This is a genomic window from Verrucomicrobium sp., from assembly GCA_028283855.1.
In the GTDB taxonomy this organism is placed as follows: Bacteria; Verrucomicrobiota; Verrucomicrobiia; order Methylacidiphilales; family GAS474; genus GAS474.
Genome location: JAPWJX010000003.1, coordinates 1092326 through 1107168 on the forward strand (window position 1 = coordinate 1092326; position 14843 = coordinate 1107168).

At 69.8% G+C, this 14843-nt stretch carries 13 protein-coding genes; 9 read left to right on the forward strand and 4 right to left on the reverse strand.

Annotated elements, in window-relative coordinates:
* Positions 1-5: 5 nt before the first annotated feature.
* Together PW734_06545 and PW734_06550 are read left to right on the forward strand one after the other, a co-directional pair.
* Positions 6-1934: a DUF4340 domain-containing protein gene (locus PW734_06545; GenBank protein ID MDE1170849.1), complete on the forward strand. Its 1929-nt coding sequence runs from the start codon at positions 6-8 to the stop codon at positions 1932-1934.
* Positions 1935-1984: 50 nt separating this feature from the next.
* A complete protein-coding gene (locus PW734_06550; protein ID MDE1170850.1) occupies positions 1985-2992 on the forward strand; it encodes a hypothetical protein in 1008 nt (335 codons plus the stop codon).
* On the opposite strand, the gene PW734_06555 is transcribed toward PW734_06550, so the two are convergent.
* Positions 2989-3990, reverse strand: a complete 1002-nt coding sequence (locus PW734_06555) for a quinone-dependent dihydroorotate dehydrogenase (GenBank protein MDE1170851.1) — start codon at positions 3988-3990, stop codon at positions 2989-2991. The two genes, PW734_06550 and PW734_06555, sit on opposite strands and share 4 nt — an antisense overlap.
* Positions 3987-5312, reverse strand: coding sequence for a tRNA uridine-5-carboxymethylaminomethyl(34) synthesis GTPase MnmE (mnmE, locus tag PW734_06560; GenBank protein MDE1170852.1), 1326 nt, complete (start codon positions 5310-5312; stop codon positions 3987-3989). Before mnmE ends, PW734_06555 begins: the two co-directional genes overlap by 4 nt.
* Positions 5313-5385: 73 nt before the next feature.
* On the opposite strand from mnmE, the gene priA reads away from it, so the two are divergent.
* The 3 genes from priA to PW734_06575 are packed head-to-tail and all read left to right on the forward strand — an operon-like array spanning position 5386 to position 9641.
* The gene (gene priA / locus PW734_06565) at positions 5386-7623 is read left to right on the forward strand and encodes a primosomal protein N' (GenBank protein MDE1170853.1); all 2238 of its coding nucleotides are present in this window, start codon (positions 5386-5388) and stop codon (positions 7621-7623) included.
* A 36-nt stretch (positions 7624-7659) separates the two neighbouring features.
* Positions 7660-8298 carry a lytic transglycosylase domain-containing protein gene (locus PW734_06570; protein ID MDE1170854.1) on the forward strand — a complete coding sequence of 213 codons (639 nt, stop codon included), beginning with the start codon at positions 7660-7662 and terminating at the stop codon, positions 8296-8298.
* Positions 8295-9641, forward strand: coding sequence for a hypothetical protein (locus tag PW734_06575; protein MDE1170855.1), 1347 nt, complete (start codon positions 8295-8297; stop codon positions 9639-9641). The genes PW734_06570 and PW734_06575 overlap by 4 nt, the downstream gene beginning before the upstream one ends.
* A 2-nt stretch (positions 9642-9643) precedes the next feature.
* On the opposite strand, the gene PW734_06580 is transcribed toward PW734_06575, so the two are convergent.
* The gene (locus PW734_06580; protein ID MDE1170856.1) at positions 9644-10192 is read right to left on the reverse strand and encodes a hypothetical protein; all 549 of its coding nucleotides are present in this window, start codon (positions 10190-10192) and stop codon (positions 9644-9646) included.
* Between the two features lie 78 nt (positions 10193-10270).
* Between PW734_06580 and PW734_06585 the strand changes: the two genes are divergently transcribed.
* The 4 genes from PW734_06585 to PW734_06600 are packed head-to-tail and all read left to right on the forward strand — an operon-like array spanning position 10271 to position 14202.
* Complete coding sequence (locus PW734_06585; GenBank protein ID MDE1170857.1) at positions 10271-11200, forward strand: class I mannose-6-phosphate isomerase; 930 nt, start codon at positions 10271-10273, stop codon at positions 11198-11200.
* 3 nt (positions 11201-11203) lie between these two features.
* Positions 11204-12436, forward strand: coding sequence for an aspartate kinase (locus PW734_06590; protein MDE1170858.1), 1233 nt, complete (start codon positions 11204-11206; stop codon positions 12434-12436).
* Positions 12437-12468: 32 nt separating this feature from the next.
* Positions 12469-13182: a DUF3108 domain-containing protein gene (locus tag PW734_06595; GenBank protein MDE1170859.1), complete on the forward strand. Its 714-nt coding sequence runs from the start codon at positions 12469-12471 to the stop codon at positions 13180-13182.
* Positions 13183-13191: 9 nt separating this feature from the next.
* Positions 13192-14202, forward strand: coding sequence for a substrate-binding domain-containing protein (locus tag PW734_06600; GenBank protein ID MDE1170860.1), 1011 nt, complete (start codon positions 13192-13194; stop codon positions 14200-14202).
* A 20-nt stretch (positions 14203-14222) separates the two neighbouring features.
* Here PW734_06600 and PW734_06605 read toward each other — a convergent pair whose 3' ends face one another.
* Positions 14223-14837: a tetratricopeptide repeat protein gene (locus PW734_06605; GenBank protein MDE1170861.1), complete on the reverse strand. Its 615-nt coding sequence runs from the start codon at positions 14835-14837 to the stop codon at positions 14223-14225.
* Positions 14838-14843: the final 6 nt, after the last annotated feature.

Below are 14843 nucleotides of genomic sequence, written 5' to 3' on the forward strand. Positions count from 1 at the left end.
TGCCCATGAGGAACTTTCGTTCCACCCTTGTCCTGGCCCTCGTCGTCCTGGGGATGGCGGCCTATCTTTTCCTGGACCGCCACCATCGCGGCACGGAGGAGGCGGAGCGGGCGCGCATCCAGGTCTTCTACGACGCCAAGGCCGATCAGATCAATTCGGTGAAGATCACCGATCCGGAAGGGCTCCTGACCCTCGAAAAGAAGGGCGGCGCCTGGACGATCACCGCCCCCATCGTCACCGCCGCCGATCCGGGCGCGGTGGAGGGCGTGCTCAACGAGCTGCAGTTCCTCGGCGCCCGCCGCACCATTCCCCTGGCCAAGATCCCCGGCGGGACCAAAACCTTGGAAGGATGGGAGCTGGTGCCGGGCAACGTCGTCGTCGAGTTCTCCGGCCCCGGCTTCTCCAAGGTGCTGCGGATCGGCCGCAAGACGGCGGTGAGCGAGATGCTCTACGCCCGCGCCTCCAATAGTGCCGACTCTCCTGTCATCCTCATCTCCTCCGCCGCCCGCGACGGTATCGACCGCAAGCTGGCCGACCTGCGCAGCCGCCAGGCCCTGCGGCTCGATCCCGCCCAGGTCCGCCAGCTGGGCCTGCGCCAGGCGGGCGCCGCGCCGGAATACGCCCTGGGCCGCCAGGACGGCGCGTGGAAGCTGGAAAAGCCCCTGAGCGCCGCCGCCGACACGCAGCGGGTCCTCCATTGGCTGGGGGACCTGGGCAGCCTGCGCGTCCAGCAGTTCATCAGCGACGACGCCGCCGATCTGAGCCCCTACGGCCTGAACACCCCCGCCGCCCAATTCTGGGTGAAGGAGGAGGCGTCCAAGAATCCCTCCATTCTCCTTATCGGCCAGCCCGTCCCCGGCCAGATGAAGAGCGATACCCCGCAGGTCTACGCGAAGCGGCTCGACGAAAAGACGGTCTTCACCCTGGCCCGGCAGGATGTGGAGCGTCTGGCAGCGGACCTGCCCGCCACGCGCGACCGCCGCGTCCTCCCCTTCCATCCGGCCGAGGCCGCCGCGATCCGCGCGGAGCAGTCCTTCGATCCGGCCAAGCCCGCCGCCTTCTCCGCCCGCAAGGAAGGGGACAAGTGGCTGGCCGCCCCCGCCGCCGCGGGCGGCAAGGATCTGCCGGTCGACCGGGCGGCGCTCTTGGGCCTGGTTGACGATCTCGCCGCGCTGGAGGCGGCCCAGTTCGTTAGCGACACTACCAGCGATCTGAAGGCCTACGGCCTCGACCATCCCTCGGCCACGCTGACCGTCACCCTCGCCGTGGCGAAGCCGGAAGCTCCCGATCAGTCCGGAGAAAAGGCCAAAACGTCCCCGGACGCCAAGAAGGAGGCACCCGCGCCCGCTCCCGCCCCGGTCACCCTGCTCCTGGGCAAAATCGGCAAGGGTCCGAACGGTAAGCCCGTGCTCTACGCCAAGAACGCCGCGCTGCCCTTCATCTACGGCCTCGATCCCTCCTTTCGGGAGAAATGGCCCGGCCAGCCCTGGACGTGGCTGGATACAAACGTCAGCCCATTGAGCGCCGATCAGATCGGCAGCATCACGCTTATGGGGGCTAATGGGTCGGTCCTGCGGATCGCACGAACGAACGGGCTCTACACTTGCGACCGTCCCGGGGCGATTATTGATGCCGGCGCCGCCGCGGGAAAATGGGCGCTCCTGGGGCATCTGCATGCGGTTCGCTGGCTGGGGCCGGCCCAGGCCTCCTACGGTTTGTCAAAGCCGGCCAAGGCCATTGTGCAGCCCGCGGCGGAGGTTAAGGATGCCGCGCCCTTCACGTTGTTGGTCGGAGGCAAAGTGGAGGGCGGTTATGCCATGCAAATCGAGGGGGCGCCGTATGCTTTCGTCCTTTCCGAAGACGACTATAAGAAGCTGGTGGCCAATCCCTTTTTAGGCGCTAAGAACCCGCCCGTTCCTGCCGCCGCCAAATAGACCTCCCCGCTTGCCCGGCGGGGGCGGCTGTGAGACCATGGGAGCCGTTCGTGGCCCTTCCTGAATTTTCCGAAAACACCTCCGATCTCGCCTCCCGCCGCATGCGCCGCCGCGTCCGGCCGAAGACCTACGTCCTGGCCGTCTATCTCTCCCTGGGGGCGGCCCTGATCCCCTTGGCGGCGGTCGTCTCCGTCTTCTGGCTGCGCCACCGGGTCGATATCGACACGAATTCCCCGCAGCTCCTGGCGCCGCAGGCCACGCCCCTCCAGGTGGGCGTCTCCGTGCCTCCCCCGGCCCCGGCTGCGCCCCCCGCGCCCGCCGCCCTCCAGCCGAAGCTGGGGCCCGCCCGCATCCCCGTGCCCGCCGATCCGGCGGAACGGATCGCCGCCGACCTGCGGCAGGTCCGGCTCAACATGGATCAGGGCCGTTACGAGCTGGCCCACGCCGCCCTCCTGGAAGCGGAGAGCCTCAACCCCCGTTTCCCGGAAACGTTCCGCGCGAAGGCGGAGCTGGCGGAAGCTGAAAAGAATTGGCAGGAGGCGGCCAACGCCTGGAAGGGGCTCATCTCCCTTGGCGACGAGGCCGGAGCCCTGGGCGTCATCGCGAAGGACCGGCTGGCGGCTATTCCGGTGCCTCCTGCGGTTCCGGTTCCCGCCGCGCCGGGGGGCATCACGTTCCGCGTCGGGCCTACGGAGCGGGTGCCGATCGACGGCACCGGATTTTCTCTGAGCCTTCCCATCGCGCCCCTCTCCGGGGCGATGGCGATCGACCCGGGCAAGGTAAGCATCAAATTCTATTTCTACGACCAGACGCGGGAAGGGATCGTCGTGCCGACCAACGCGCGCCTCCAGGTGGCCTTCACCAACTCCCGGGCGAGTTGGGAACACGGCCGCGTCGAGACCCTGCGGGCCGCCTACGACCGTCCCGCCGGCAGTTCGGCGCAGCATTACTACGGCTACATCTTCCGTCTCTATTACAATGGGGTGCTCCAGGAGGAGCGCGGCGAGCCCGCCAGCCTGTTGGGCCTTTTCCCGGTGGCCCAGCCTTCCCAGCCTTAGCCCCGGAGCCCCGCGCAGACGGCGCGGACGAAGCCGGGCCCCTCGTAGATCAGGCCGGTGTAGGCCTGCAGCAGGCTGGCTCCCGCCTCCAGCTTTTCCCGGGCGTCCTGCGCGGTGAAGATGCCGCCCGCGCCGATGATGGGGAGCGCCCCGCCCGTTTCCCGGGCCAGGAAGCGGATCACCTCCGTGCTGCGGCGGCGCAGCGGCGCGCCGCTCAGGCCGCCCGCTTCCTTCAGCGGCACGGCGCTTTTGTCCAGGGTGGTGTTCGTCGCCACGATACCCGCGCCGCCGTGCTGGCGCAGGACGGCGACGGCCTCGGCCAGCGCCTCGTCCGTCAGGTCGGGGGCGATTTTGACCAGAATCGGCTTCGGCGTTCCTTGGGCGTTCTCCGCCTGGAGGGCGTCGAGGATGCGGGCCAGGGCGGCGCCGTCCTGGAGGCGGCGCAGGTCGGGCGTGTTGGGGGAGCTGACGTTGACGACGAAGTAGTCCCCCAGCTCCCGCAGGGCGCGGAAGCAGGCCAGGTAGTCGGCGGGGGCTTCCTCCAGCGGCGTCGCCTTTCCTTTGCCCAGGTTGATGCCCACGGGGACGGAGGGCCAGCGGCCCGTTTCTTTCCGCGCGCGGAGCCGGTCGGCCAGGGCGGCGGCCCCTTCGTTGGGGAAGCCCATCCGGTTGATAAGGCCGCCGTGGCCGGGGAGGCGGAAGATGCGGGGCTTCGGGTTGCCTGGCTGGGGCAGGGGGGTGACGGTGCCCAGTTCCATGAAGCCGAAGCCGAGGGCCTCCCATCCGTCCAGGGCCACGCCGTTCTTGTCGAAACCGGCGGCCAGGCCCAGGGGATTGGGGAAGGTCAGGCCCCAGAGTTTCCGCTCCGGGCCGGGGTAGGCGCCCCCGCCCAGCAGGCGGGCGGCCGGGCTGGAGAGGAGGCGGAGGGCGGCGTGGTGGACGGCTTCCGGCGGAAGGCGGAAGAGGAGGGGGCGGAGGCAGGTTTTATAAAGGCTCATTTGCCGATGCAGAATTTGAGGAAAAGGGCGTCGAGGATCTCCTCGTCGGTGGCCACGCCGACGACTTCCCCGGCGGCGCGCAGCGCCTCGCGCAGGGCCAGGCTGGTCAGTTCCGGCGCGTCGTGGGCCAGGAGGCCCGCGTGGGCGCGGGAGAGGGCCGCCTCGGCGGCGCGCAGGGCGGCTTCCTGGCGTCCGTTGACGGTGATCCCGTCCAGGGAGGAAAGGGGCCGCCCGTCGGCGACGAGGGCCGCCTCGATCCAGCCGGGCAGGGTGTCGAGCCCTTCGCCGGTGCGGAGGGAGAGGCGGGGCAGGGCGGCGTTTTCCGGGGCGACGCCCAGGTCGGCCTTTGCCGCGATGCGGAGGACCCGCTGGCCGGGCGCGGGGGCGTAGTCCTCCGGCGCGGGGGAAGAGGCCTCGACGAGGTGGATCACCAGGTCGGCCCGTTCCGCGGCGGCGGCGGCGCGGCGGACGCCCTCGGCCTCGATGGGGTCGTCGGTCGCGCGGCGGCCCGCGGTGTCCAGGAGCCGCAGCCGCCAGGGGCCGACGCGGGTTTCCGTTTCCAGGACGTCGCGGGTCGTGCCCGGCTGGGGGGAGACGATGGCCCGGTCCTCCCGCAGGAGGGCGTTGAAGAGGCTCGATTTGCCGACGTTCGGCCTTCCCACGATGGCGGTGACGATGCCTTCCCGCAGGATGCGGCCCAGGGGGGCGGTTTCCAAAAGGCGGGCCACGGCGGCGCGCAGCGCCTCGACGCGGGCGGCGAAGGCCGAGCCGGTTTCCGGGGAGATGTCCTCGTCGGGAAAGTCGATGTAGGCCTCCAGGTTGGCCAAAAGGTCGATGAGGGCGGCGCGGGCTTCCTGGAGCATCGCGCCCAGCCGTCCGGCCTGGAGGGCCTGCGCCCCGGCGATCTCCCGGTCGGTCGCGGCGGCGATGAGGTCGGCCACGGCCTCCGCCTGGGTCAGGTCGACCTTCCCGTTGAGGAAGGCCCGCTGGGTGAATTCCCCCGGCCCGGCGGGCTTGGCGCCCAGGCGCAGGTAGGCGTCCAGGACGCGCCGGACCAGGAAGGGGTTGCCGTGGCAGGATATTTCGACGACGTCCTCTCCCGTGTAGGAGCGGGGGCCGCGCCAGTAGGAAAGGACCACGTCGTCCAGGAGGATTTCCCCGTCGTGCAGTTCCCGGTGCCAGAGCCGCCGGGGCTCCCAGGAGACGGGGCGGCGCAGGAGGCGGTCGGTCAGGGCGGTCGCCTCCGGCCCGGAGAGGCGCAGGAGCGCCAGGGCTCCCGCGCCGGGCGGGGTGGCTAGGGCGATGATCGTGGGGGCGTCCATGGCGGGCCGCCAGACTACCCACCGCCGGAAGGGGTTTTCAAGCGGCCCGGCCGCCTCTATCGTGGGAACGCCCATGGAATTCCCTTACGCCCGCATCGTCCCGGAGGACGAATACGACCGGGCTTACGACTACGCCGTGCCGGAGACGCTCCGCGCCGCCGTCGTCCCCGGCATGAAGGTCCGCATCCCCTTGCGGCGGTCGGAGACGACGGGCATCGTCATCGAGTCGATGAAGGAGAGCGGCTTCGACCGGCTCCGCTCTATCATTTCCCTGGTGGGGAAGGAGCCGGTGGTGCCGCCCTCCCTCTTCGCCCTGGCCCGCTGGCTGGCCGACTATTATTGCGCCCCCTTGGCGCTGGCGCTCCGCTGCGTCCTGCCGGAGCCGGTGCGGAAGGAAACTTCCGCCCTCACGCGTCTCTGGGTCGCTCCCCGGGAGGGAGTCACGGAGGAGGAAGCCGTCCGCGTCCTGGGCAAGGCCAAGCGGCAGCTGGAAGCCTGGCGCTACCTGCGGGAGCAGGAGGGCGGCTGGCTGGCGGAATTGATGGCGGCGGGTTTTGGCCGCGCCGTCTGGCAGGGCCTGCACGACCGCTCCCTGGCCGTCATCGCCCCCGCCGCGCGGGAGCGCGACCCCCTGGCCGACCTGCCCATCCAGCCCCACCCCCCGCACGACCTCAACGCGGCGCAGCAGGCCGCCCTGGCCGCGGTGGAGGAGGAGCGCGCCCATCCGCCGGAGAAGCGGCGGCCCATCCTCCTCCACGGCGTCACCGGCAGCGGAAAGACGGAGGTCTACCTGCGGGCCATCGCCTCCGTCCTCGACGCGGGGAAGAGCGCCCTGCTCATCGTGCCGGAGATCGCGCTGACCCCGCAGGTGATCGACCGTTTCCGGGCCCGTTTCTTCGGCCGTCCCGTCGGCGTCGCCGCGCTGCACAGCCGCCTCTCCCGGGGAGAGCGGCGGGACCAGTGGGAACGGATCCGCTCCGGCCGGGCGCGGATCGTCATCGGGGCTCGCTCCGCCGTCTTCGCCCCGCTGGAGAATGTCGGCCTCATCGTCGTCGACGAGGAGCACGAGCCCTCCTACAAGCAGGAGGAGGCCCCCTACTACCACGGGCGGGACCTGGCCGTTCTGCGCGGCCACCTGGAAGGGGCGGCGGTCATCCTCGGCTCGGCCACGCCCTCCCTCGAGTCATTCCACAACGCCCAGACCGGCAAATACCGGCTGGTGAAGCTGGCCTCCCGCGCGGCGGATCGGCCGATGCCCACCGTCCACGTCGTCGACCTTCGGCAGGCCCGCCGTCAGGAAGGAGCCCCCGCCGCGGCGCCGCTCCTTTCCCCCCGCCTGCGGGAGGCGGTCACCGCGCGGCTGGAAAAGGGGGAGCAGGTCCTCCTCTATCTCAACCGGCGCGGCCACTCCACCGCCCTGCAATGCCCCGAGTGCGGCCACGTTGAAAACTGCCCCCGCTGCAGCGTGGCCATGACCTACCACCGGAGCGACCAGCGCCTCCGCTGCCACCTGTGCGACGGGGTCGCGCCGATTCCCTCCGTCTGCCCGCAATGCCGCTCTCCCGGCTACCGCTACAGCGGGCAGGGGACGCAGAAGGTGGAGGAGGCCGTCTCCCAGGCCTTCCCCGCCGCCCGGCTCCAGCGGCTCGATTCGGACACGCTGCGCGGGAAGGAGGCGCCCTACCAGGCCCTGGCCGCCTTCGCGCGGCGGGAGATCGATATCCTCGTCGGCACGCAGATGATCGCCAAGGGGCTCGACTTCCCCGGCGTCACCTGCGTCGGCGTCATCGGCGTGGACGGGGCGCTGCAGATCCCCGACTTCCGCGCCGGGGAGCGGGTCTTCCACCAGCTCATGCAGGTGGCGGGCCGTGCCGGACGCGGGGACCGGAAGGGGGAGGTCTTCATCCAGACGCGCACCCCCTTCCACCCGGCGATCCAATACGCCCGCCACCACGACTATGACGGCTTTGCCGAGCAGGAGCTCGACTTCCGCCGCCAGCTCAATTTCCCCCCCTTCCGCCGCGCCATTCTGGTCCGCTGGCGGGGCCGGAGCGAGGAGAAGACCCGCTTCGTCGCCGAGCAGGTGGCCAAGCGGATCGTCTCCCTGGTCTCCGCCGTCACGCCGCTGGAGGGCGGGGAGATCGCCCCGGCGCCCGTGGCCCGGGTGGACGACCGTTTCCGCTTCCACCTCCTTTTGCTCGTGGAGAAGGCCGCCGCGGCGGCCCGGGCCCTCCGCCCTCTGCTGGACGAGCCCGCCTGGCCGGACGAGGTGCAGATGTCGATCGACGTCGATCCCCTCAGTCTTGCGTAGCCCCCGGGCGTGGGGGTACCTTTTTCGGCAATGCGCGTGCGGCGGCAACAGATCCTCCTCGTCCTGGCGGCGGCGGTCCTCCTCCTGGGGGCGGCGGCCTGGCTTTGGCAGCGGAAGGCCGTGGCGCTGCAGCGCCGTTACGACCCGATCATCGTCCCCATCGCCGCGCGGCTGGGGGTCGACCCTCTCCTGGTCCGGGCGATCATCTGGCGGGAGAGCCGCTTCGACCCCCGCGCGCGGGGCCTGAAAGAGGAGCGCGGCCTCATGCAGGTCACCCCCGGGGTGGCGGCGGAATGGGCGCAGATCCACCGCCTCTCCCCCATCGATCCCGATCTCTTGTATGAACCGGCTGTGAACATCGCCATCGGCTCCTGGTACTTCGCCCGCATGCTCCACCATTGGAACGGAGCGGACCGGCCGGAGGCCTTCGCCCTGGCGGAGTACAACGCGGGCCGCAGCAACGTGCTGCGCTGGGTCGATCCGGCCAAGCCGCTCGACGCGGGCGCGATGGAGCCGCGCATCACCTACAAGGCGACGCGCCGCTATGTCGACACGATCCTTTCCCGCTACGCCGAGTACCGCAGCGGTTACTTCCGCCCGCCGTGGCTGAGTTTCTGGGACCGCCTCTTCCGGCCCAGCGACGCGCCGGTGCTGGCCCCGCCCGCCGCCTCATGAACAAGACCGCGCGCCTCGTCTTCCTCTCCCTGGCGGCCGTGATGGCCGTGGCCGCGCTGGCCGTGGCGGCTGGCTATGTCTGGATCAACCGCTATCTGGGCAGCTCCGATTTTCGCGAGCGCGTCTCCCAGGCCGCCTCCCGCGCCCTGGGCGTGGAGGGGCGGTTCGAGGGGCTGCGTTGGTCGGGCTTTTCCCTCTACAGCCCCTCCTTCTCGGCGGCGGGCGGGCCGGGCTCGGCCGTGGACCGGCTCCTGGTCCAGGATATCCGCGCGGGCCTGAGCCTGGCCGCCGCCTTTCGCGGCGTCTGGAAGGTCGACGAGATCGAGGTGGGCCGCCTCCACCTTTCCCTCAAAAAGGCCGACGCGGGGAAAGCGGTCACGCCGGCGGAAGTCCCTTTGCCGGAATCGGCGGGCCGTTCGCTGCTTCCCTCCAAGTTCCAGGTCGACCGCCTCCAATTCCACTCCGTGACGGTGGCGTGGCCCGCCGAGCTGGCCGGGGGCGGCTCCGCCTCCGACGTGGCGGTCGAGGTGCGGCACGAGGAGGAGGGATGGCGTGTCGACGGGAAAAAGGGCACCCTGGCCCTGGCCGCGCTGCCCGTGCAGGAAGTGCAGAAGGTTTCCCTCCGCATCCGCCCCGGGCGGCTTTACTTGACGGAAGCGGCGCTGAAAAACCCGGGGCAGGGGACCCTGTCCCTTTCCGGTGAGGCGGGGATCGGCGACGCCTCCGACGTCGACCTGCGCGGGGAAGTTTCCGGCGTGCCGGTGACGCCGTTTTTGCCGCCCGATTGGCGCGCCCGCTTTTATGGGAATCTCTTTTCCTTCTGGCGCTTCACCTCGCCCCGGCTGGGCGACGGGCCGTGGCGGTTGGAGGGACAGGCCCATCTGGAGGAGGCGCGGCTGGAGGGATTGCCGATTCTCGACCAATTCGCCGCCTTCACCCGCACGGCGGCCTACCGGACGCTCAAGTTCCGCGCCTTTTCCTTCGACTATGCGCTGGTGCCGGGACAGGCCGACGTCAAGGACTTGGAAATCGAGTCGGAAGGGCTGGCCCGGGCGGAGGGGGCCATTTCCTGCAGCTTTTCCGCCGGGAACGCGCTGGACGGGCAGGTGCAGCTGGGGCTGCCCGCATCGACCCTGTCCGCGCTGCCCGGAGCGCAAAGCCAGGTCTTCACCGAATCGCGCGGCCTCTATTTCTGGGCGCCGGTCCATGTCGGCGGGACGCTCGATCAGCCGACTGAGGACCTGAGCCCGCGCCTGACCACGGCGGTCCGCCAGGCGGTGGAGCAGAAGGTCAAGCAGGGTGTCGAATCGGCGGTCGATCTCTTCCGCCGTTTAATACACTAGATTTATTGGCCGGTGGCGGCGCCGCCGGTCGTGGTCGGCGTGTAGGTCGTCGTCGTCCCGTTTTCCCACGCGTTCTTCACGCTCTGGAAGAGGGCGTCGACCTCGGCGGGGGTTTCCAGCCGGTATTCGACGGTGTGGGCGTGGGTCGTCGTCGGATACGTTTTCATGACCGTGGTATTCGCCGTCTGCGCGGCGGGCGGCCCGCCCATCACGGAGGTGACGTGGTCGGTGGCGTCCTGGACCCGTTGCTGGGCTTCCTCCAGGAGGCTTTGCGCCGCGCCGCCCGCGCCGGCGGCCGCCGCGGCCTGGGCGCCGGTCTGCATGCAATAGAAGCGGGCCTGGGTATTCCCCAGGGTGTCGATGGTCAGCTCCGTGATATGGCCGCCGCCGTCGACGATGTATTGCTGGGTGCTGACGGAGGTGATGTAGGGAAGGGCCACCTCGTAATTCCCGCCGGAAAGGGTGCATTTCCAGGTGGGGACCTTGGCCTGGGCGGGCCAGGCGGAGAGGAGCAGGAGAAAGGCCGCCACGACCAGTCGGGGGAAGTGCATCTCCCGGGCATAGCAGCGGCCGGAGGGGGCTGCAATCTTCCGATTGCCTCTCCCACGCCGGGCGCGTAAAAAGCCGGGGTGAGCGTCCATACCTTCGGCCCTTTCTACCAGGAGCGCATCTGGGGCGGGCAGGCCCTCGGCCAACTCTACGGCCGCGCGCTGCCGGAAGGAAAGCAGATCGGCGAAAGCTGGGAACTGGTCGACCGGCCCAATATCGAGAGCCCCCTGGAAGGGGAAGAAGGGACGCTGCACGATCTCTGGGCGAAGCGCCGCGTCGAGGCTTTCGGCCGCCGCGCGCCGGACGCGCCGCGCTTTCCGATCCTCGTCAAGCTGCTCGACTGCCGGGAAACCCTGAGTGTCCAGGTCCACCCGCCCGCCGAGAAGGCCGCCGCCCTGGGCGGCGAGCCGAAGACGGAGATGTGGTATTTCCTCCACACGGAGCCGGAGGCGAAGATCTACGCCGGGTTCAGGAAAGGAGTGACGGCGGAAAGCCTGCGGGCCTCCGTCGGCACGCCCCAGCTGGCCGAGTCCCTCCACCAGCTCCCGACGGCGCCGGGCGAGGCGATGTTCCTCCCCTCCGGCCGGGTCCACGCCATCGGGGCGGGGAACGTCATCCTGGAGATCCAGCAGAACTCGGACACCACCTACCGGCTGGACGACTGGGGCCGCGTCGATGCCTCCGGCAAGCCGCGCGAACTGCACAAGGAGCAGGCCCTGGCCTCCGCCTGGATCGACGATCCGGAACCCTTCTTTGCCCAGCCGCACGGGGAAAACGTCGTCACCTGCGCCTACTTCAAGGTGGGCCGCGTCTTCCTCTGGCCGGGGGAGTTTCGCGACTTTCAGCCGGGCGGGGAGAGCTTCCATTACCATTTCGTCGCGCGCGGTTCGGTCACCCAGGAAGGGCGGACTTTCCGCGCCGGCCAGGGCTGGCTGGTCACCGCCGACCATCCTGCTTACCAGGTCGAGGCCTCCGAGGAGGCCGAGCTGGTGACGGTCCGTTTCCCTTAATTCATGTCCCTCATCGTCCAAAAATACGGCGGTACCTCCGTCGCCAACCCGGAGCGGATCAAGGCCGTGGCGGAGCGCGTCTCCCGCTGGCACCGCCAGGGGCACAAGATCGTCGTCGTCGTCTCCGCCATGTCCGGCGTCACCGATAACCTGCTCAAGCTGGCCCGCGACGTCTGCCAGGAACCGGCCGAGCGGGAGCTGGACATGCTCCTGGCCACCGGGGAGCAGACCACCATCGCCCTGGCGGCCATGGCCCTCCACGCCCTCGACATTCCCGCCGTCTCCCTGACCGGCGCGCAGGCGGGCATCGTCACCGACGGGCGCCACACGAAGGCGAAGATCGCCAACATCACGCCGAAGCGCGTCCACGAGTTCCTCGCGCAGGGGAAGGTCGTCATCGTCGCCGGCTTCCAGGGCCAGGACCAGGAGGGGCACATCACCACCCTGGGGCGCGGCGGGTCCGACCTCACCGCCATCGCCCTGGCCGCCGCCCTGAAGGCCGACCTTTGCCAGATCTACACCGACGTCGACGGCGTCTACACCGCCGATCCGCGCATCGTTCCCGGCGCGGTGAAGATCGAGGAGATCGCCTACGACGAGATGCTGGAGATGGCCGCCCTGGGCTCCAAGGTGATGCAGGCGCGCTCCGTCGAGTTCGCGAAGAAATTTAAGGTTCTCTTCGAGGTGCGCTCCAGCTTCAATGAAAACGCAGGAACCCTCGTGAAAGAAGAAACCAAATCGATGGAGCAGGTCGTCGTCCGCGGCGTCAGCCTGGAGAAAAGCCAGGCGAAGGTGACCATCACCGACGTGCCCGACCGCCCCGGCGCCGCCGCCCGCCTCTTCACCGCTCTGGCCGAGGCGCAGATCAACATCGACATGATCGTGCAGAACATCTCCGCCCAGGGCACGACGGACATCACCTTCACCCTGAACAAGGACGACCTGCCGAAGGCGCAGCGCGTCGTCGAGCCCCTGGTGCGGGAAGTCGGCGCCAGCAGCTTCAAGTCGAAGGAGGGGATCGCCAAGCTTTCCGTGGTCGGCATCGGCATGCGCTCCCACAGCGGCATCGCCGCCGCCCTCTTCCGGGCCCTTTCCGGCGCGGGGATCAACGTGCAGATGATCTCCACCAGCGAAATCAAAATCTCCGTGGTCATCGACGAGACGGAGGGAGGCCGGGGCACCCAGGCCGCCCACGACGCCTTCGACCTCGGCGCGGCCAAGGCCCTGGCCAGTTGAAGAGGCTAAAAAGGCTCGGCGCGGTCTGGTGCGTGTGGGCCATCCTGGTCCTCGCCGCCCATGCCGGCATTCCCTGGCAGGACGGGGAAAAGCTCTCCTACCGCATCGGCTGGGGCTTGCTCCCCGTCGCCCACGCCGAGTTCGCGGCCCGGAAAGACGGGGCCCTCTGGGCCCTCCACCTCGACCTCCGCTCCCGAGGCCCGATCGAGGCGGTCCACCCGATCCGGGACAACGTCGACTCCCGCGCGGAGGAGGCCTCCCCTTCCGCCCCCTGGCGGTCCGTGCGCTATGAGGAAGATCGCAGCGAGGGGAGGCACCTGCGCCACCGGGTGACCGACGTCGACTACGCCGCCCATCAGGCCGTCTACCGGGATCTCCTGAAAAAGAGCGCCGAATCCTTCTCCTTCAAGGGCGAGGGGCTCGACGACGCGCAATCCCTTTTCTACCACCTGCGCCAGATCGATTGGTCGCAGGGTCCGGAGCGCCGCTTCATCCCGGTTTACTACGGGAAGAAGGTCCTGCAGATCGAGGTGGTGCGGAAGGGGAAGGAGAAGATCGACAATCCCATGAACGACGACGCGCCCCCCGTCTCCTGCCACGTCCTCCACATGCGCCCGATCGATCCCGATCCCAAGAAGAACAAGGAAGAGTGGGCCACTGTTTGGCTGGGGGACGACGCCCGCCGCATCCCCTGGCGGGGTGAGTTCCAGGCCACCTTCGGCACCTTCACCGTCACCCGGGAATAGACCTCTTTTATGCGCCTTTCCCGTCTCCTTTGCCTTGCGCTCTGCTGGGCCGCCGCGGCGGGCGGCGCCACGGCCAAGACGCTCCACTTCCTGGTCCTGCCCGATGCGGCCGGCGGCGAGGAGGCCGACGCGCTCCACGCCGGCATGCTCAAGGCCGTGCGGACGCTCGGCCAGGCGAAGACGCCGGTCGACATCGTTCTGGAATGGGCCCCTCCGGCGGGGGCCGATGCCGCCGCCCAGGCGGCGGCGGTGCAGGCGGCGGCCGCCGCCTCCCCGCGCCCGGACGGCCTCATCGTCTCCCCGCGCGATCCGGAGAAGCTCCGCGCCGCCATCGAGGGGACAGCCCAGTCGGGCATTCCCGTCGTCGTCGTCGAGACGCCGCTTTCCTCCCCCCTTATCACCGCCTACGTCGGCTCCAACCACTACCAGGCGGGCCAGGCCGCCGCCAACCTGCTCTGCAAGCTGATGCGGGAACGGGGCGGCGTCCTCATCGTCGGCGATCCCGCAGCTTCCTTTTCCGTTTCCCAGCTGGAGAAGGGCTTCATCCAGGGCCTCTTCAGCTATCCCAACGTACAGCCGGTCTTCTCCGGCGATTACGGGGCGGCCCTGCCCGTCGTGGCGCCGAAGGCGGTCGAGGGCATTCTGCGCCGCCAGGGCGCGCGGGTGGCCGGCGTCCTGGTCACCGATCCGGATGCCTATGACGCGACGCGCGACGCGCTCCAGCAGGCGGGCCTGCGCGTGCCGCTCGTCGTCTGCGGCCAGCGGCGCGCTTTCATCGACGCCCTGCGGCAGGGGGAAATCGCGGGCATCGTCGCGGAGACGCCGTTTGAGATCGGCAACCGCGCCGTGGAAGTTTTGGCGGACAGCCTTTCCGGCAAGCAGGTCCTGATGCGGAACACGATCCTGGGCGTGGCCATCACGTCCGAGAAGCTGGACGAGCCCGCCGTGCAGGCCTTCCTCCGCCCGCCGGTGGGCGAATACCTTTCCCCGGAGCCCGCCTCCGGCGGCTTGTTGCGCTAAAGCGCCAAAGCCGGCTGGGCTTAGTTGGCGACGGATCCCAGCAGGGCCTGGGCCGGAGCGGTGAAGGCGCTGCCCGGATACTTGGCGATCAGTTCCTCCAGTGCCTGGCGGCTGCCGGGGAGATCTTTCTTCGCCTGCCGCAGTTCGGCCAGAGCCAGCAGGGCGGCGGGCTGGAATCCCTCCGCGCCCGTTTCATGGGAGGCGGCGATGGTCTGCAGGAGCGGGATCGCGTCGTCCGCCTTTCCCTGCGCGGCCAGAACCTGGGCCAGGCCCAGCTGCGCCCCGGCGATGAGGGGGTGGCGCGGGAAGTTTTGGATGAAGAGGGTGAAGGCCTGCTCGGCCTGGTCGAGCTTGCCCGCCTTCAGGAAGCTGCCGCCCAGGGCGAGCAGCTCCGGCGCGGAGGCGGGGACGGAGAGGTGGGACTTCGTCAGGGCCAGGCGGGCGGCGTTGTCCGGCGCGGCGGCGGCGGCGTTCAGGAATTGGGCCGTCTTCTGGTCGGTGGCCGTGTTGCGCCAAAGAAGGACGGCGCCGGTGATCACCGCCACGAAGAGAATGGCCGCGATGGCCCAGAGGACGGGGGTGCGGAGGGAGGAGGGCTCGTCCAGGAAGACGGGGGAATCGGGGTAGGGTTCCATGTCCCC